This window comes from Rhodoflexus sp., assembly GCF_053489755.1.
The window spans coordinates 1-18,485 of the sequence record NZ_JBRCHD010000010.1 but is presented as its reverse complement, the minus strand read 5'-3'; the positions used below and the strand labels follow the sequence as shown (position 1 = coordinate 18,485).

General features: G+C 47.6%; 15 protein-coding genes. 6 read left to right on the top strand and 9 right to left on the bottom strand.

Translation table 11 applies throughout. The features are described from left to right. Window positions 1-79 precede the first annotated feature (79 nt). The 7 genes from ACWIP2_RS01890 to bioB form a co-directional block, all read right to left on the bottom strand. The gene (locus ACWIP2_RS01890; RefSeq protein WP_448518199.1) at window positions 80-445 is read right to left on the bottom strand and encodes a DUF1987 domain-containing protein; all 366 of its coding nucleotides are present in this window, start codon (window positions 443-445) and stop codon (window positions 80-82) included. A gap of 11 nt (window positions 446-456) precedes the next feature. Continuing rightward, complete coding sequence (locus ACWIP2_RS01885; protein WP_448518198.1) at window positions 457-1,005, bottom strand: SiaB family protein kinase; 549 nt, start codon at window positions 1,003-1,005, stop codon at window positions 457-459. A gap of 120 nt (window positions 1,006-1,125) precedes the next feature. Then, a complete protein-coding gene (locus ACWIP2_RS01880; protein WP_448518197.1) occupies window positions 1,126-4,560 on the bottom strand; it encodes a PAS domain S-box protein in 3,435 nt (1,144 codons plus the stop codon). Between the two features lie 27 nt (window positions 4,561-4,587). Then, on the bottom strand, window positions 4,588-5,436 hold the full coding sequence (locus ACWIP2_RS01875; RefSeq protein ID WP_448518196.1) for a GAF domain-containing protein: 849 nt from the start codon (window positions 5,434-5,436) through the stop codon (window positions 4,588-4,590). 12 nt (window positions 5,437-5,448) lie between these two features. Continuing rightward, a complete protein-coding gene (locus ACWIP2_RS01870; protein ID WP_448518195.1) occupies window positions 5,449-6,057 on the bottom strand; it encodes a chemotaxis protein CheB in 609 nt (202 codons plus the stop codon). Between the two features lie 26 nt (window positions 6,058-6,083). Next, entirely contained in the window at window positions 6,084-6,932 is an 849-nt protein-coding gene (locus ACWIP2_RS01865) for a CheR family methyltransferase (RefSeq protein WP_448518194.1), read from the bottom strand. Window positions 6,933-6,984: 52 nt separating this feature from the next. Then, window positions 6,985-8,019 carry a biotin synthase BioB gene (gene bioB, locus ACWIP2_RS01860; RefSeq protein ID WP_448518193.1) on the bottom strand — a complete coding sequence of 345 codons (1,035 nt, stop codon included), beginning with the start codon at window positions 8,017-8,019 and terminating at the stop codon, window positions 6,985-6,987. A gap of 183 nt (window positions 8,020-8,202) precedes the next feature. Here bioB and ACWIP2_RS01855 point away from each other — a divergent pair, with 183 nt between their 5' ends. From ACWIP2_RS01855 to ACWIP2_RS01835, 5 genes are read left to right on the top strand one after another with little or no spacing between them, the layout of a single operon-like run. After that, a complete protein-coding gene (locus ACWIP2_RS01855; RefSeq protein WP_448518192.1) occupies window positions 8,203-9,471 on the top strand; it encodes a GAF domain-containing protein in 1,269 nt (422 codons plus the stop codon). A 9-nt stretch (window positions 9,472-9,480) separates the two neighbouring features. Beyond that, entirely contained in the window at window positions 9,481-9,732 is a 252-nt protein-coding gene (locus ACWIP2_RS01850) for a CcmD family protein (RefSeq protein WP_448518191.1), read from the top strand. Further along, complete coding sequence (locus ACWIP2_RS01845) at window positions 9,729-10,145, top strand: cytochrome c maturation protein CcmE domain-containing protein (protein WP_448518190.1); 417 nt, start codon at window positions 9,729-9,731, stop codon at window positions 10,143-10,145. The genes ACWIP2_RS01850 and ACWIP2_RS01845 overlap by 4 nt, the downstream gene beginning before the upstream one ends. A 17-nt stretch (window positions 10,146-10,162) precedes the next feature. Then, complete coding sequence (mutL, locus tag ACWIP2_RS01840; protein WP_448518189.1) at window positions 10,163-12,013, top strand: DNA mismatch repair endonuclease MutL; 1,851 nt, start codon at window positions 10,163-10,165, stop codon at window positions 12,011-12,013. Then, window positions 12,010-13,152 carry a carboxypeptidase regulatory-like domain-containing protein gene (locus tag ACWIP2_RS01835; protein ID WP_448518188.1) on the top strand — a complete coding sequence of 381 codons (1,143 nt, stop codon included), beginning with the start codon at window positions 12,010-12,012 and terminating at the stop codon, window positions 13,150-13,152. Before mutL ends, ACWIP2_RS01835 begins: the two co-directional genes overlap by 4 nt. 192 nt (window positions 13,153-13,344) lie before the next feature. Here the strand turns inward: ACWIP2_RS01835 and ACWIP2_RS01830 are convergent, their stop codons facing one another. Then, the gene (locus ACWIP2_RS01830) at window positions 13,345-14,805 is read right to left on the bottom strand and encodes a SusD/RagB family nutrient-binding outer membrane lipoprotein (RefSeq protein ID WP_448518187.1); all 1,461 of its coding nucleotides are present in this window, start codon (window positions 14,803-14,805) and stop codon (window positions 13,345-13,347) included. A gap of 32 nt (window positions 14,806-14,837) precedes the next feature. Beyond that, window positions 14,838-18,062, bottom strand: a complete 3,225-nt coding sequence (locus tag ACWIP2_RS01825; RefSeq protein ID WP_448518186.1) for a SusC/RagA family TonB-linked outer membrane protein — start codon at window positions 18,060-18,062, stop codon at window positions 14,838-14,840. Between the two features lie 147 nt (window positions 18,063-18,209). Between ACWIP2_RS01825 and ACWIP2_RS01820 the strand changes: the two genes are divergently transcribed. Continuing rightward, the coding region (locus ACWIP2_RS01820) for an AAA family ATPase (RefSeq protein ID WP_448518185.1) at window positions 18,210-18,485 on the top strand (276 nt) is incomplete at its 3' end.

Sequence of the window (18,485 nt, the reverse complement as noted above, 5' to 3'; positions counted from 1 at the left end):
GCTCTTTTAAGCAAAACACTGCAAAGTTTTCGCATTCCTAATTCAAACCTTGCAGTGCTATCGTTGTTGCAAAAGGTAATTAATAGGATTTAAACTCAAACGGGACATTTTCGACCAATTCTGAAAATTCTTCGCCGGCCTCTTCCATGTCTTCGTCGTCTTCGTGGTAATACCAGATGACGCGTGCGCCAGGGATGCCATCCAGTTTGGAAAGTATATCTAAAATCAGCTTAGAGGAGGCTGTATTGAAGTATTCAAGTTTAAACAAAAAATTTGTCTCCGGATTGGGTACAGTCTGATACCTGTCAAGCCATTCTAATATGGGTGCGTAAAATTCCGCAGCATCTTCCGGCAAAGACCTTCCAGAGATCTCAAATAACGCCTTTTCTTTGTCTAAAATGATTTTAGGCGTATCTTCAGTACCTTCTAAATTGATGATTTCCATTGATTTGTGAATTAGCCGTTTGATCGTGAAATAGTGGTTCTGAGAGAAAAAAAGGAAAGTGTATCGTTGATCGGCTCAAAGTCGTAGCGCAGTTTATGTCCTGACTTTCGCGCCATGTCTATAAAGCCAAGACCTGCCCCGCCCTTAGCAGAAAGTTCGCCGTTTTTGATAATTTCTTTGTATAGGTCTTTCAGTCCGTCTTTGTCTAAGCTATTGATGTGCGCCAACCGTGCCGAAAGATCATCCACACGATCCTTAGGAACAGCATTACCTGAAGTAATGACATATTCATTGTTATGCTTTCCAATCATAAATATAGCGCTATTTTTACCGTAGCTCTCTGTATCGTATGATTCGGCGTGCTTACAAATGTTCTGCAAGCACTCTACCATTACATTGAATACTTTTCTCTTAATGGATGCTTCTTCTCCAAAGGCATCCATATTACGCTCAGCCATAGCTAAAACCGATTTTGTTATTTCTTGCGTAAACTCGCCTTCATACACTAAAATCAGATTTTGCCTGAGCATTATCTTGTGCAAATCATAAATATATTTCATTGCATGATCAGATTTGAATTGCAAAGTAACATTATAACAACGATATTAGTTGAAAAAAGTAGCGCTCGTTGATTTGGTGGTTCAATTTAGCACTTTTTAAATATTTCGCATCCGGTTGCTTTAAAATTTAATTCCGATCAGCAGCACGTCGTCTGTTTGCGCATGTCCACCGCGCCATTTCTCGAACGACTGATCGAATATTTTACGTATCTCATTCATCGGCTTTTCGTGATGCTCCGCAATGATTTCTCTGATCTGACGCGGTGAAAACTTCTTGTTATCAGCACCGCCGAACTGATCGGGTAAACCATCGGAGAACATATACAGCGAGTCGCCTTTGCCTACAGTAAATTCATGGCTGGTAAAGCCTGTACGGTTGCGGATCTGCCCGCCACCGATCGGGAACTTATCGCCTTTGATGATTTTCAGTTCGCGGTCTTGTACCACATACAGCGGACGATGCGCACCGGCATATTGCACCCTACGAGAAACCATATTGATTTTACAAAGGGCAATATCCATCCCATCGCGGGTAGTGGCATTGACATCCTGACGGAGCGTGCGGGTTACGCCTTCGTTGAGCAGGTCGAGGATATGTCCAACATTGGAAGCATTCTGCGCCGTAACTACGTCGTTCAAAATAAAATAGCCAATCAAAGATATCAAAGCACCCGGCACGCCATGCCCTGTACAATCCACAACGGCAATAAAAATGTCATTACCTTTTTGAAGGAACCACGGGAAGTCTCCGCTTACTACATCGCGCGGGCGGTAATAGATAAATGAGTTAGGCAATACTTTCTGAATGGTAGCTGTATCGGGCAGAATGGCGCTCTGGATTCGCCGCGCGTAGTTGATACTTTCTGTGATCTTACGGTTAATGGAAAGAATTTCCATCTCTGCCTCTTTGTTTTCGGTAATATCGTGCGATACGATGAGTACAGATTCTATTTCATTGTTCTCATTTTGCTCGGGAATGGCGTTCACCTGCATGATCCGATTGCCGGTTAGTGCAGGGAATGGCATTTCCGTTTTGATGATCTTATTGGCAGATATGGCGTTGTGCAGCAGTTGCGCCCACTGTTGGATGAGTGTTTCCTGAAGTCCTGTTTCCTGAATTCGTTTGCCAACCAGTTCTGCAGGCGCTTTACCGGTGTAGGAAGTAATGACAGGATTGATGTAAAAAATGCGTCCCTCAGCGTTGATCCTAGTAATGAGATCAGGTGAATTCTCGGAAAGCGCCTGCATTTGTCCGCGCATACGAGCTTCGCGTTCTGCCAACAAACGTTCGGTGATGTCGCGATAGTTGACCACAATGCCCTGAATCGCCGGATCTGAAAGCAGATTGTTACCTGTAGCTTCCAACCATATGGTTTCACCGTTTTTACGGAGATACTCGAACTGCACCATTACTTTCTCATCCGGATCTTCCAATAGGTCGCGGAACATCTGGCGGGCAATGTGGACGCTGCCGGGATGTACATATACAATGTCATTGATGCCAATCATCTCTTCCTGCGTGTATCCAAGGATACGCTCTACCGAAGGACTGATATAGCGGATGTAGCCGTCTTCTTCATAAATAGTAATTACTTCGGATGCGTTCTCTAAGAGCAGTTGCATCCGCTTTTGCGAACGGTTTACTTCTTGTATTTGATCTTCCAACTGAGCATTGGTGCGGCGTAGTTCTTCCTGCGTAGCCTCCATAATGATGGCGTTTTCGCGCAGGGTTTTCTGACGGGCTTGCAGTTCATCGCCCATTTGCTGGGCTTCTGCCAACAGCCGCAGCGTGCGTTCGTTGATCTTAATGTTAAAAATAGTACGCGCTGTAATGGTGCTAATTTCTTCTACAAACTTTATTTCCACCTCGCTAAAGCGTTCAAAACCGGCAAGTTCGATCACGCCGTAGGCTTTTTCATCGGTGATCAGCGGCACAAAAAGCAAACACCCCGGCTTGCGATCACCCAAAATACCCGACGAAATAGTCATATAGTGCGATGGTATTTCTGTGCGGAGAATGGTATCTGCTTCGATCACTGCCTGCCCTACAAGCCCTTCTCCGATGCGAAAACTACTTTTGAGGTATTTGCGCTTGGCATAGGCAAAAGAAGCTGTTAGTTCTATCAGTTGCTCGCCGTCGGGTTGTTCGTTTATTACGTAAAAAGCTCCCTGAACAGCCCCAATTTTCTTAACCACATATGCAATTACTTCATAGCCAACTTCTTCTAATTGGTTGCTGGAACGCAGGATTTGGCCTATTTCGGCTACACCTGAAACGATCCAGTTGTGCTCGTTGTCGCGCTGTTCTGCCCGCTGAATATTGTCGCGCATAGTGATCAGCGCGTTGCCAAGCATATCATCGCTGCTAGCAGGCTGAAACGCCACGTCGTATCGTCCTTCGCCTATTTGACGGGCAAAATTGGCGTTATTCTTCAATATGTTTACCAGATTGCCAACCGCACTTGCCATTTCGCCAATTTCATCTTGGCTTTGAATAGCTACCTTTTCGGGGAGAATGCCCTGCGCCACCAGCCTAAGCGTCGCTTTGAGCGACTGGAGCGGCGTGGTCAGATAACTGGAAAAGATCAGTGAAATAGCAAAAGCTACCAGTAAAATAAAAACTCCGGCAAATAGAAACGACAACAGCAGTATATTCAGCTGTTTGTCTAACTCCTCCTGATCCATTTTGACGACCAGCCCCCACTCAACCCTTGGCAGATGTCGCCAAACGGCTAGGGCTTTCTTATCGCGGTAGTCTTGCAAAATGCCAAAGCCGGACTCTCCCAAAGCTGCCAGGTAAACAGGATCGGGATCGCTTTCATCTATGATAAACGACTGGGTAAGCAATGGAAACGAAGAAAGACGCGGCTTGTTGATATAGTCCAACTTATTACCTGAAAGTTTGCTCAGGATAATTTCGCCTGTATTGCCCAGCCCGAGTGTATCGTTTGTAAAGTGATAAACTTTAGACATATCAAACTCGGCTACCACATGCCCTATGACCTGCTCATTGAAATCGAGCACGGGTATGGCTACACTCAACAAGGCCCGCTTTTCGGAAATCTTATTGATTGAACCGTAGTATATTTTTTTGCTTGCATTGAGTTTAATCTGATCGTAGTCAGGGAAGTTTTCACCCACCAGCAAGTTGTCCACACTTTTATTGGTTTTGTAAATAATTAGCCCTTGCGAGTTGAGCAGTAGAATATTGTTGTAACCATAAATTTCTTGGATAGGCACCAGATAATCGTTCAAGCGGCGTTCGATGATGAAGTAAGCACTATCTAGATTGTTGATTGCGCTTGCCTGCAAGAGGCTTTGAAGTACTCTGTTCGAGCTTTGGATCACTCGCATATTGTACTCCAGTTGTTCGAACATGTCATTCAACTGCGAACTTACAACGGAGCTTTTTAGGTTGAGCGATTGTAAAAAGCCCTGTTCAAAGGCATCTTTCCCAAAACGATAAGACAGAAAGGTTACAGCAAAAATAACGATCATTACTACGCCGAGTAACAATATGGATATCTTACTTCCTATCTTGATTTCGTTGAACATAGATGGTTTACTGTAGTATCAGTAGGTTTATGCGTCCTGTGTACCTTTTTCCTGTGTGTGAGTATTACTGAACAAGGGACTCGACAAATGTATATTTTTTTGCAGGGTTTCTAAAAAGTTTTCTGAAAGTTGTTTGAACATTCCCAGTTCGATTACACCAACAACATTGCCTTGTTTGTCTGAAACAGGCAGGATCAGCAACGATACGGGCGAGGAAGCACCCAGCCCTGTTTTAACAGGCAGATAATTTTCAGGCACGGGATGTATGTAGAGTAATTTGCCTGACCGCGCCACTTGTCCCGTGAACCCCTCCCCATATGCCAGCGGCTCGGCAGGCAATGGTTGAGAAAGTGCATAGCCGGCAACCCCGCAGAGTGTTTGCGAGTAGCTGTCGCAAATAAAACATGCACCGGCAACGGCTTCTGTTGTGCGGCAAACTGCTGTCAGGAGCTTGTGCAGACGCTCATTAGTTGTATCTTTTTGTAGATCTGACTGTTCTAAAATTGCTTCTATTTGCGCTCTGACCTGTTCGGCAATGAGGCGCTCAGCCTGCTCAGCTGTTGGCGCTGCGTCGGTGCTACGCTGCTGCTGGCCGTTGTCAGTTGTGCGTTCTACATATATAACATTGGACTGGTTGGTCTTATTGGCGTAAACGGACAGCATAATTACTAAAAGTAGCGCAGTAATAAGTTCCAACGATACATAAACGAAAACATTTTTCACAACTGCATTAGCCGCCTCTAATCGTTGTGCAGGGCTTCCTTTGATGCTGAGCGCATCGGACAAGTCCTGCGGCACTACATAGCCGATGTGATACAGCGTGTACAGCAAACCAACAGCAAAGGCAAGAGCAAGTATGGTCAAGATGATCCTCATAGTAGGTTGCGTTTAATATTGCGCCATTTTGCTGGCACGGTCAAGTTCGAGTAAAAATTCGATAATCTCATCTATTTTCAAAATCAAATCTATTTTGGTCTGCGCCAGAGCAGCGTTGGGCATAGCATTGATCGTACTTTCATTAGGATCCTGAACGATTGTCATGCCGCCTTTTTGTTTGATACATGCCATGCCGTATGCGCCATCTTTATTGGCACCGGAAAGCAATATGCCCACCAGTTTGTCGCGAAACACATAGGCTGCGGTCTCAAAAGTATAGTCAATGGCAGGGCGGGAGTTATTTTCCATCTCTTCGGTAGAAAGCGCGATACTGTTGCCCAGTTCAAGCGACATATGATAATTGGCAGGCGCTAAGTAAATATGCCCCCGCTTGATAGATTCCTTGTCGTAAGGCTCTGTAACGGGCTTAGAACTTTTGATAGAAAGCGCTTCAACAAAACCATTGCGAACGTGTTTTAGCCGGTGCAGGCAAAGAAATATAGGCAGGGGGAAATCTTTGGGCAACTCTGCAAGGATTTTATTAATCCCCTGAAAGCTACCTGCCGATCCGCCTATTACTACTGCTCTATATTTGTTGCTTACCTTGTATCTCCCAAACATGGCTCTGTGAAACCTTGTTCCAACCGTTAGTCCTTGATTTTCTTGTAAATTTTTTCCTCGTTATTAATCACAATGAACTTACTTGCTATGTCGCACCAAATCAGCGATTCTTTAGAACCGATTGCCAAATAGCTGTATTTGAACATACTCTCATGCAGTTTAGTAAGCACTGCATTTTGTAGGGTTTGGTTGAAGTAGATCATTACATTGCGGCAAAGCACCAAATCGAACTTGGAAAAAACGGCACCTTGTACCAAGTCGTGCTTCCGATAGGTTACATTCTGGAGCAGCGACTTCTCAAAAACAGCCTCCTGACCCACCTCGCGGAAGTATTTCTTCAGATTCAGCGGCGAGCCATTTTCCGAACCAAATGCGGTTGTATAGTTTTTGTTATTCAGATCCATGTTTTTCAAAGCAATCGAAGCTGTCTTTGCTTTATTAATAATAGCAGTATCAATATCGGTAGCTGTTATTTTTGCCTTGTCCAGAAATCCCATTTCATGCAGCATAATCACCATAGAGAGTACTTCTTCGCCCGAAGAACAGCCTGCGTGCCAAATGCTGATGCGGTCGTGGTTCAGGATGATGTTGGGGATAATCTGCTCTTTGAGTACTTTCCAAAAAGTAGGATCGCGGAACATTTCCGTAACGTTTACTGTGATCTCGGAAATGAATTCCTCAAAGAATGATGGTGTAGTATCCAGTATTTGAATTAGTTTATCAACCGTTTTGAACTTGTAAAGATCTAATACGCGCTTGATGCGTCTGCGAAAGGACGACATTGCATAATCTTTAAAGTCATAGCCGTATTTGTCCTTGATCAAGTCGGTCAGTCGCCGAATATCGGTTATTTCAATATCCAATTCAGTGGACATAAGCAAGCAGTTAGTAAAAGAGGTTAGAAATTCTTAGTTTGTTTGCTAACGCTTAGCTGTTGGTATTATTGTCTTTAAAAGCCTTGCGCGGCTTGAGATTCAATAACTGGAACAGTTCTCTGTCAGCATCTACCTCAGGGTTGGGTGTAGTGAGCAATTTATCACCTGCAAAAATTGAGTTTGCACCTGCCATAAAGCAAAGCGCCTGCTCCTCTTGGCTCATGCTTATCCTGCCTGCCGAAAGGCGTATCATTGCACGCGGCATAATGATACGAGCAGTAGCAATCATACGCACCATGTCCCATACAGGAACGCGCTCCTGATTTTCCAGCGGCGTACCTTCTACCGCAACCAGTGCATTAACCGGAACCGACTCAGGATGCTCGGGTAAATTAGACAGCGTAAACAACATACCAATGCGGTCGTCGTGGGTTTCTCCCATGCCGATAATACCGCCCGAACACACCGAAATTTTGGCTTGACGCACATTTTCCAGCGTCTTTAGTCGGTCTTCGTAGGTTCTTGTAGTGATAATGTTATTGTAGTAGCCTTCGCTGGTGTCTAAGTTGTGGTTATAGGCATACAAACCTGCTTCCTTGAGGCGAAGCGCCTGCTCGTGGGTGAGCATACCCAGCGTGCAGCAAACTTCCATACCTAACTCATTGACACCTTTTACCATTTCAATGACTTTGTCGAAGTCGCGGTTGTTGCGTACCTCGCGCCAGGCAGCGCCCATGCAGAAACGCGTGCTGCCGCTGTTGTATGCTTGGCGCGCTCGCTCTAATACCGTTTCTACATCAAGGAGCTTGTGGGTATTGACACCCGTAGAGTAGCGGGCTGCCTGCGGACAATAGGCGCAATCTTCGGGGCAGCCTCCCGTTTTCACGGACAGCAGCGTGCAGACCTGCACCTCCTGAGGATCGTTATAAATGCGGTGTACAGTTGCCGCACGATAGATTAGGTCTAACAGCGGCGAAAAGTATATGTCTCTGATCTCTTCGATTGTCCAGTCGTTGCGGATCGCTCCTTGTAGGGTATCCTGTAAAAGCGTGTCTGATGTAGCAGTAGCTGCGGCTGTATTCATCATTCAAAAATTTGATTAGTGAGCAAAAATAGCATTATATCGCATATAAATTGTACAGACATACAAAATCGTAGTACAGATGCGTTTTTAAGGTAAAAAGTCATTTCTTTGTACCCTGTGCGAAGGCAGAACTCCTCTGTTAGTTCGTTCAAGTTTTGCATTTGACCTCATACAACCTCGTTTACTATGCAAAAACAGTCCGTTAACCATTTTTCTGTTCGCGGTTTGGCTGACCTTGCAGCAGTAGTTCTCCAACTTACTGTCGTATTGTGCTATATCTTCACCAATAATCAAACTACGCTGAAAGATGAAATACTCTACGGCGGGCTATCGGTTGTTATATTGCTGATTTATCTGATACTGGTTTATGGTTTGATTAATCCGCTAATTAAACTTTCCAACGCTATAGAAGCGATTGCTAAGGGAGCTTACCACACAGAAGTGCCTTACTATAATAGTCGCCTGTTTATCAAATTCCACCGAACTGTTACCAACATCCGCGATAATCTTAGCGCAGCCCATGCGCTGGTTATGGATATGATTCAACTCAAGGTTGATAATCAGGCAGACTATTTTCGCTTTCTGCAAACGCAAGATAATCCCTTAGCTAAGGCACTGGCACAATTGCACGAACAAGATGTTGCATTTGCTATCAAAGAGTCGGAGCGCTCGTGGGCAACGCAGGGCGTAGCCAAATTTGTGGAAATCCTCCGCTCTAGCAATCAAACCATAGAAGAGTTAAGCCATCAGATCATTTCCAACCTCGTTAAATACATTGGCGCTCATCAGGGCGGTATTTACGTAGTCGAAGCTGACGAAGTAGGTTTGGACATCTTGCGTCTGACAGGAATTTATGCAGGTGATCAGGAATTGCTGGGAACGACTTACAACCTCGGAGAAGGTTTGGTCGGTCAGGCTTTTGAAGACAAAAGGACAATCCTTATCAACGACCTCTCGGCAGGCCAACTGATTGTGCGCTCGGGCATCGGCGAGGCGCCACCCAAATCCCTGCTGATTGTACCGGCAATCGTTAACGACAATGCCTTTGCCATCATAGAAATTGCCTCCTTTTCCCATTTTAAGCCTTATCAAGTGGAGTTTGTCGAGCGGCTTGGTGAAAGCATTGCTGCAGCGATTTCAAGTTCTATTGCTGCGATGCGCAACCGACGGCTGCTGGAGGAGTTAAGCATCCAGACCGAACAAATGCGCGCGCAGGAGAATCTCATGCGCCAAAATGTAGAGCAAGCCTTCCAGATGCAGGCAGCATTGGAAAAGCAGTTGAGCGAAATGAGTAGAATGAAAGAAGAAGAGCAAAAACGCATGAATGCCCTCCGTGCTACCCAGCAAAAAATGCTCGAGCGAATCCTGCAAAAACACAAAGAACAACTGGCACAGAAAGACGCTGAAATAGCAGCTTTGAAACAACAGATTGAACAATCCGATACTACTGCGTAAATTTGTGTTATGAAAAAGTTCATCTTGTTGCTCAGCCTCTATGCAAGCCTCGCAATCTTTGCTTACGGACAAGACCAAAATAAAATCGCCGTTACAGAAAACGATTATGCCAACAATTCCGTAGAAATGGCTGATACCTTTCGCAAAGAAGGTAAGATATATGTAGTTGTAGGCACGCTCGGAACCGTACTTGCGGGTATCATTGTTTATCTAATAATATTAGATCGTAAAATCACCAAACTCGAAAAGTCAGAACAATGAAAAAATCACACATATTCGGATTAGTTGTTATCGCCATTGCTGTTTCTATTATCATATCCTCTGCGGGCGAGGCGAGTCAGTATGTTTCTTTCAAAGAAGCCTTTGCCATGGCAGCAGATGGCAACGATGCTAAGGTGCATGTAGTAGGTCAGTTGCAGCGCAATCCGTCCGGTGATGTAGTGGGCATTATTTACGATCCGCATAAAGACCCTAACTACCTCGCATTTACGATGGTAGATAATAATAACGAGGTGCATCAGGTCGTGTGCTACAACCCGCCGCCCTCTATGCAGGATTTTAAACGCTCCGAACAGGTGGTAGTTATCGGGCGCGTTCGCGAAGGGCAATTTATTGCCAGTGAAATCCTGATGAAATGCCCTTCTAAATACGAAGACGGAGAAATTAAAGGATAAGCCTTTCGGTTGTTCAGATGCCTGATATTATCCGACTGCTGCCGGACAGCCTTGCCAACCAGATTGCAGCCGGAGAGGTGGTGCAACGCCCCGCCTCTGTAGTTAAAGAACTGCTCGAAAATGCCTTAGATGCTGGTGCAACACAGATCCAAATAGCTGTGAAAGAGGCAGGTAAGGCACTTATACAGGTTACGGACAACGGAAGTGGCATGAGCCAAACCGATGCGCGTATGTGCTTCGAGCGACATGCCACTTCCAAAATTCGACAGGTGGACGATCTTTTCAAGATCCGAAGTTTTGGCTTTCGCGGCGAGGCAATGGCTTCTATTGCTGCTGTTGCGCAGGTAGATCTGAAAACCTGCCATGCTGAAAACGGGCTTGGCACACAAATCATTATAGAAGGCTCAAAAGTTGTATTACAAGAGCCTTGCGCACATCCAAAAGGCACGCAAATCAGTGTCAAAAATCTTTTTTTCAACGTTCCGGCAAGACGCAACTTCCTCAAATCCAATCAGGTAGAGTGGAAACACATCGTCGAGGAGTTTACGCGCATCGCACTGGCACATCCGGAGGTCAGCTTTGAACTCTGGCACAACGGTACGGAGGTTATGCAACTCCGACCGGGCAAACTCGCACAGCGCATTGTTGCTCTGTTTGGCAAAACGTGGAAGGAAAACCTGCTGCCCTGCCGCGAAGAACTGAGCGACACGTCGCTGTATGGCTACGTAGGCAAGCCTGAAGCAGCCCGCAAGACACGCGGCGAACAGTTTTTCTTTATCAACAATCGCTTCATCAGGCATCCCTACCTGCACCATGCCGTTATGACCGCCTTCGAGCGACTGATCCCTGAAGGCAGCTACCCGTTTTATGTGATCAAACTCAGTGCAGATCCTGCTACGATTGATGTAAACGTGCATCCTACTAAAACTGAGGTTAAGTTTGAAAATGAGCGCAGCATGTATGCGCTCGTGCAGGCTGCCGTGCGGCAAGCACTGGGTGTGCATCACCTCAGCCCTGCAATAGATTTTGAACTGGATGCCAATTTCGACCAACCCGGCCGCATGACTGACCAGCAGGATGACACACCGCTTTCGCCTGCCGAATATGAGCTTTTTCGTTCGCATACGGTATCTAATAAAAAGCAGCAAGGATGGGAACAACTCTATCCTACCCCTAAACGTCCGTTGGCACAGCCGGAAACCTACAGAGAGCCAATGCCGCCGCTTGCAGAAGTGCCGGGATTGCCTGAACTGACAACACACACAGCGCCGCAGTTATTCTCCGCAGATACCGGCACCCTACTCAAACCCGGGCTTCAGTTGCTGCATGGGCGCTATATTCTTAGCCAGGTCAAGTCGGGGCTGATGCTGCTGGATATACGCGCCGCCTATGAACGGATTTTCTACGAAGACCAACTCCGCAGATACGGCAGCGCTACCAAAGAAGATGCGCAGCCACTGCTTTTTCCCCAGCCGATTGAACTTGCCCCTACCGATCTGGCACAGGTGAGTGCATTTAGCGAGGAACTGGTGCGTCTGGGTTTGCAAATAGAACTATTGGACAGCAACAGGCTGCTTTGCAAAACCGTTCCGGCAGGCTGGGAAACAATAGACCCTGTGGCAGTAATTACCGACCTGATCCAACAGGCCGCGCATTTTACCGATCGCCTGCGTTTGGGCAAGCGGGAGAGCATTGCCGCAATCGTAGCAGGCAGGCAGGCAGCCCGCGCACCCCTACCCTACTCCGACGACGCTATGCAGGCACTCATCAATCGCCTGTTTACTTGCCAGCAACCCAACTACACGCCCGATGGAAGAAAAACGACCTCCATTATCAATCTGGATACCTTAGAAAGTCTTTTCATATGAACCATGCTTTACGCTACTGTCTGTTTTTGCTTCTCAACTTATCTGCCGTACTGCAAGCGCACGCCGGTTCACTCGTTCAGGACAGTACCCTACTGCCCGAATTCTTTGGCATAAAGGGCATCATTGCAGACAGCCTAAGTCAGCGACCAATAGCAGCAGCATGGATTTTCGTGAATCAAACCTCATTAGATACCATTAGCCTGCGCAATGGTAGGTATCAGCTCAGCCGCATTCCTATGGGCGCACATGAAATTATCGTTACAGCAGCCGGCTATGCTCCGCGCCGCCTCTTGGCTTGCGGTACATCACAGCTGCCCCTGCCCGATACCATCCGCCTGTTGCCCATACAACCTACGCCTGTCAACGAACTCATGGCGCGTACCTCAGATAAACGCTGGCAGTTATTTTATCAGCGCTTCAAAGAGCATTTCATTGGCACTTCGCCCTTTGCAGGCGAGGTTAAAGTACTCAATCCGTGGGTATTATACTTTGAAGAAACCAGCAAAAACGAGTGGCGGGCACTCACCGACGAGCTGCTCATCGTTGAAAATATGGCGCTGGGCTATCGGCTCAAGTGCTACATCGAACAATTAGCTGTTGCAGGCAAAATTTCAGTTTTTGACGGTGGCATTTTCTATGAGCCTATCAAAACCTTAGACAACCGCATAGCTGACCGATGGAAGGCCAATAGGCAATTTGCCTATCGCGGATCGCTGATGGAGTTCCTGCGCCGCCTGACTGTAACTGACAGCGACTCGCTCTACAAAGCCTTTCGTCTCCGTGGGACAGAGAATTTTTACCACACGGCAATACCTGCCCCGCAATTTGCAACAACTTTTCAGGCAATCAAAAAAGTTGAAACGCCCCCCTACGAATTCCGCCTGTATTTCAACCGCGATCATTTGCAGATTAACTACATGGGTTTAGGTGAGGATATGGCCTATCGGCGCTTTGTCAATCGCATCACCAAAATTCAGCGAATGCCCGAAAAGTTCAGGGCATCGTGGCTGGCTTCCCGCAGCGAGGAGGTGGTTTTTAATCGCCTCGGTTATTTTAATAATGCCCTTGAAGTTGAGTTATACGGTTATTGGGAATACCTCCGCCTTGCCGACCGCCTGCCCATCACTTATTTCCCGTAGCGTATTTCCCAAATTCTTTTACGCGACGAATTAATGCTGAAATGAATCATACGCCATGCAGTTTTTATCCCGTAGGGATTGGTATTATGCGCAAAAAAGCGCAACGTCAAAACAAAAAAGTCTGTCAGGCTTCGAGAAACCTGACAGACTTTTTGCTAAAAAGGCAATAGGTATAATTTCTTATCTATGCGCCTATCTGTCCCAAAACACCAGATCGGTGATAGCAGCAGGCCCCGCAGCAGCTACAGAAGCAGCATTGGTCTGTGTTTCTGTGATTGGGTATGGCCAGCGGCGCGGGAAGCGACCCTGCGTGAAAGTCTGTGAATTGTTGGCAATGGTCAGCGCAGGAATGCCGCCCGGAGTCTGTGGAGTTACCATTCGCCTCCAGTCTGTCCATGCTTCAGGATCGAGGAACAGGGCAATGTACTTTTCGGTCATAATTTTTTCAAGCGTGATACTGGCAGCCGTCTCGCTGGCATGAGCGGCGATGTAAGCGTTGTTTGCTGCTGTATTGGTGGTCAGTCCGACAGTAGCAATTGGCGCGGTCATCTTAGCAATAGAAGCACGAACAGCCTCGTTGTGCGCAGCTGCAGCGCGTTCGCGGTTGCCAAGGCGAAGCGCAGCCTCTGCCTCAATGAATTTCACCTCTACGTAGGTAATCAGATTGGCAGGCGTTTCAGGGCGATTGAAGTATGGGCCGGGTAACGAAGCCTGTAAGTTTTGCGGGCCTCCCGCAGGCGAGCCTACAAAAGTCCCTGCTGCAGTAGTACGAGCATAGAAGGGCAATCGTGGATCCTGACGGCTTTGCATCAGATTGACCATAAAGGTGGATAAACGAAAACCGTTGCCAAAGCTACTGTTGAGCGCTGCAAACCAAGGCGAGGGCGTATTGACTGCTGTACCGAATACGATGCGGGCATCCTGTGCGTTGGAAGTAATTGCGCCCGCGTCAATTGCAGCCAGTGCGCGCTGTGCAGAACCTTGCGGATCTACTTTGCTGAGGTGATTGGCATAACGCGCCTGCAAGGAACGCGCTGCACGCACCCAGTTCGGGCGGTTGCCGCTGTAAACTAAGTCATCGCGCCCCGGCGAGCGGAAACTCGTTGCACTGTTCAAGTCATTGATCGCATTATTCAGCATTGCATTTACCGAATCATACAACACAGCGCCGGGCTGATAGCGCGGAGTAAAGATTGGGTTAGTAGGATCATTACCGCGAAATGCTTCGTCGAAGGGAGCGTTGTTCCACAAGTCCACTACCTGCCCCAACGCATTTGCCATCAGGATGCGGGCTATACCGCGATAATGCGGCGAGTTTTCCTGAAACGATTTGCGGATGACCACGCTCAGATCTTGCATAGCGCCCGGATAGAGGTTGCCATTCCATACGCGGGCAGCTACGTTAGCGTTCAGGTCATACTGACCGATACTGATGTAGATATTTTCAACACCCGACAAATGCTGCACCAGTAGGCTGTTGAACTGTGAAATATCCCCGTGGAGACCGTACACCAAATTCGCCTGTGCAGCAGGTAGCACCACATTCATTGGTGCATCAGTGGCAGCGTTAGGATTAACGTTAGTGTTGCCAAAATCGCAACCGCCAACGGCAAGCGCCGTTGCGGCAATCAAACCAAATATTTTGCGTTTCATGTTAGTTTTCAAAATTGTAACGGTTAGAATTGTTAAAAAGATGCGTTTAGGCTGATACCTACGCTGCGCGTGTTGGGGTTGCCAAAATAGTCCAAACCTTGTGCAGCACTGACACCGTACAGGTTGTTTTCAGGATCTACACCGCTGTAGTTGGTCAGCAGCAACAGATTCCGGCCAAACACAGATACATCTAAAGACTTCATTTTCAACTTTTGTGCAAATGCTTTGGGCAGCGTGTAGCCCAGTGTCAGATCGCGGAGGCGAACCCAGCTTGCATCTTCTACAAACTGCTCGTGTACACCTGCTGCACCCGTAGCACGGCCGTCTTGCTGAAACCAGTTCTGTTGCGTGAGCGTTACTGCCTGCGTATTCGGTGTACCATCGCGGCGCACACCTTCGAATACGACCTGCTCGCCGCGCTGCAAAGTACGCATCGTTGCGCCGATGTTGGTCAATACAGCCTCTGTACCGTTCCATACGTCGCCACCTTTGCGGATATCGAACAGGAAGGAAAGCGTCAGACCTTTCCAGCTAACGGTATTGCGAATGCCTAACAGATAATCAGGGTTCGGATTGCCAATCAGCAGGTTGTCCTGGCGAATCGGAAAGCCATTGTCGCCGATGATGCGGCGGCCTTGGTCATCGCGCAGCCAGCCCGACCCGTAGAACACACCAAACTGCTGTCCGGGAACCAGACGCGGGGTGAAGATTGTACCGAAGCCCGGCAGGTTAATAAATGCCAGCCCTTCAGGTAAGGTTTCTACGATATTGCGGTTGCGCGTAAAGTTAAAAGTCATATCCCAGCGCAAGTCGTCCTTCTTGAAAGGTGTCATCGTTACAACAGCCTCAATACCGCGGTTACGAACCTCACCCGCATTTACATTGCGCGTGGTAAAGCCTGAAGAGGCTGCAATCTGCAAGGGAGTGAGTAGGTTGCGGCTCAAAGAGTTATAATAGGTAAAATCAACCGTGATGCGGTCGCTGAGGAAGTGCAGGTTTGTGCCTAATTCAAGGGTGTTGTTGGTCTCGGGCTTCAAGTTTGGATTGCCCAAAGTATTGCCCAGCGTTACACCGCCGATATTGCTGCCCTGTATAGGGAAGCTGATACCGCTGCCAAAACCATTGACCGCACTGGCGCGGAAGAAGAAAGTCTCGGTAGCATACGCAGCAGGAATCTGTGCGGCACTCGCATAAGAAACGCGCACCTTGCCTAATGAGAAGGTCTTGTTATCCTGCAAACCAAACATATCAGTCAGCGAAGCGCTCAAACTTGCTGAGGGGAAAAAGAATGAGTTATTGTCCTTTGGCAGGGTAGAAGCCCACTCATTACGACCTGTCAGTTCTAAGAAAATCATATCCTTATAGTCCGCTTTCAGACTGGCAAAAGCTGCGTAAGTAGCACGGCGCACCAGCGACTGCTGCGGGTTGGCATAGATCGTAGCATTAGAAATGTTGAAAAAATCAGGCTGGTTGAAGGTATTGCCGTCAATCCGACGGAAAGTTGACCGCGTAGCAAAATGGTTATGCCCCAAGAGAGCTGCCAGATTAAAATCGCCTACCTTTTTCTCTGCTGTCAATACGAAATCCGAGTTGAAGGTCTGATCTAAATACGTTTCTTCAAAAATACGACCATAGCGACCATCGCCACCGAATGAACCGATGTTAAAAGTATGCTTGCGATTGTCCGAGAAAAGATCCACACCACCGCGCCAGAGCGCCTTCAGCCAAGGCAATACCTGTCCATTGAGTTGCACATAGCCATTTAGGCGGTGAACATCGTCAACGAATGGGTTCTGATTAACCGTCCACAGGGGGCTATCAGGTCCTAAACCCAGATCGGAAGGGTTCATGCCATCAATCTGGTTGCGGTTGCGGAAGTTGCGCTGAGAGCCATTTGGAAACCGGTAAGCAATCGGATTGCGCGGATCGCGTTGCCCGTTGAAAATGTCAAAGTGTGCAGGCGTGCGATACAAGCCTTGCACAACCCCTGTAAAGTTATCGCCGCGACCTACGCGATTACCGCCCGAACGTGTGTAAGTCGCCGAAGACGACAGGCGAAACTTATCACTCAGCGCCGTTTCACCCGAAAGTTTGGCTGTTGTACGGCTGAACGTATTGTTCGGGATAATACCTGTCTGATCCAAATGACCGATAGAGAAGTACAAATTACCATCCTTATTACCACTCATAATGCTTACGTGGTTGTTCCAGGTTGTTCCTGTTTGCCAGAAATTGCCTTGATTGTCAAAAGGACGCACCAGCTGATCTTGACGTGCAGAAGGGTCTGTAGCAGGCACAATTCTGCCCAGCGGGCTAAGCACATCGGGAATGCCGTTGTAGCGCAGATCGCTCAGGCGCGGACCAAAGAGGAATGTCTGCGTAGGTGCATCAGAAAATACGCCGCCACTGCCTTGCGCAAACTCTTGTTGCAAAGGGAACACTTTGTTGATATTATCTACTGCATAAGAAGTGCTGAAGTTGATCGTTGTTGTGCGCCTATCGCTCCTTGTGCCTTTTTTGGTCGTAATCAGCACAACGCCGTTGCCGCCCTGAATGCCGTACAGCGCTGCCGCCGCAGGGCCTTTCAGTACTGAAATGGTCTCAATATCGTCGGGGTTAATATCCACTGCACGGTTAGGCACATCTACACCCGAGCCACCTCCACCACGGAACGAGTTGTTTATTGGGATACCATCTACTACAAACAGCGGCTGGCTGGCTCCTGTAAACGAGTTTTTGCCGCGAATATTGATAGACGCACCTGCGCCCGGAGTACCGCCGTTGCTAATTACCTGTACGCCTGCAACCTTACTGTTGAGCGCATTGACAATATTGGCTTCCCGCGATTGCAATAGTTCTGTGCCTTTTACCTCTTGCACCGAGTAGGTCAGCGCTTTTTTCTGCTGCGTCAGACCGAGCGCCGTAACAACGACCTCCTCCAACTGGCGCGTATCTACTTGTAAGACAACATCTACGGAAGTTCTATTGCCAATTTCCACCTCCTGACGAATATAGCCCACAGAAGAAAAAACCAATACTTTACCTTCTTCGCCAACCGACAGGCGATAAGCGCCTGTAGCATCGGTAACGGTGCCTTGCGTGGAGCCTTTGACTACCACATTTACACCCGGAATGCCCGATCCGTCGTCGGAAGAAGTAACGCGCCCGCTAATGACGCGATCTTGCGCCCAAAGCGTCTGTGCGCACAGCAAAAGGACGAGCGTAAGCATCCTTTTCAGATAGTTTAGTTGCTTCATAAAAAAGAAGTGGTTTAAGTTTTCTTTCTAAAGCTACAAATGCGAAGCTGGTTTTGCAATTTTTAACTTAAAAAATGAAAAGAGCGCCTTTTAGCTCGTAAATCCGTATAATTGCACAGTACCGCAAGAATCTGTCTCATACTACCCATGGCACAACTCAAAGGCATCGCAATCAACAACTTCCGCGTCTTCAAAGAACACACGCAGTTCGAATTTGCTCCCATCACCATCCTGACCGGCCCGAACAGCAGCGGCAAAAGCAGCCTGTTCAAAGCCCTGCTCATGCTGGCCGACAGCGCCAAAAAATACCAACTCACCGAACTGGACTTCACCGGCGAAAGCCACTACCTCGGCAACTTCGAGGACGTACTCAACTCCGAAACCGGCAGCGATACCCTCACCTTCGACCTTGATTTCAGCGGC

Bases quoted from the DNA above. Each gene is read 5' to 3' on its own strand.
- ACWIP2_RS01890 (WP_448518199.1), bottom strand. From the start codon at position 445: ATGGAAATCATCAATTTAGAAGGTACTGAAGATACGCCTAAAATCATT.
- ACWIP2_RS01885 (WP_448518198.1), bottom strand. From the start codon at position 1,005: ATGAAATATATTTATGATTTGCACAAGATAATGCTCAGGCAAAATCTG.
- ACWIP2_RS01880 (WP_448518197.1), bottom strand. From the start codon at position 4,560: ATGTTCAACGAAATCAAGATAGGAAGTAAGATATCCATATTGTTACTC.
- ACWIP2_RS01875 (WP_448518196.1), bottom strand. From the start codon at position 5,436: ATGAGGATCATCTTGACCATACTTGCTCTTGCCTTTGCTGTTGGTTTG.
- ACWIP2_RS01870 (WP_448518195.1), bottom strand. From the start codon at position 6,057: ATGTTTGGGAGATACAAGGTAAGCAACAAATATAGAGCAGTAGTAATA.
- ACWIP2_RS01865 (WP_448518194.1), bottom strand. From the start codon at position 6,932: ATGTCCACTGAATTGGATATTGAAATAACCGATATTCGGCGACTGACC.
- bioB (WP_448518193.1), bottom strand. From the start codon at position 8,019: ATGATGAATACAGCCGCAGCTACTGCTACATCAGACACGCTTTTACAG.
- ACWIP2_RS01855 (WP_448518192.1), top strand. From the start codon at position 8,203: ATGCAAAAACAGTCCGTTAACCATTTTTCTGTTCGCGGTTTGGCTGAC.
- ACWIP2_RS01850 (WP_448518191.1), top strand. From the start codon at position 9,481: ATGAAAAAGTTCATCTTGTTGCTCAGCCTCTATGCAAGCCTCGCAATC.
- ACWIP2_RS01845 (WP_448518190.1), top strand. From the start codon at position 9,729: ATGAAAAAATCACACATATTCGGATTAGTTGTTATCGCCATTGCTGTT.
- mutL (WP_448518189.1), top strand. From the start codon at position 10,163: ATGCCTGATATTATCCGACTGCTGCCGGACAGCCTTGCCAACCAGATT.
- ACWIP2_RS01835 (WP_448518188.1), top strand. From the start codon at position 12,010: ATGAACCATGCTTTACGCTACTGTCTGTTTTTGCTTCTCAACTTATCT.
- ACWIP2_RS01830 (WP_448518187.1), bottom strand. From the start codon at position 14,805: ATGAAACGCAAAATATTTGGTTTGATTGCCGCAACGGCGCTTGCCGTT.
- ACWIP2_RS01825 (WP_448518186.1), bottom strand. From the start codon at position 18,062: ATGAAGCAACTAAACTATCTGAAAAGGATGCTTACGCTCGTCCTTTTG.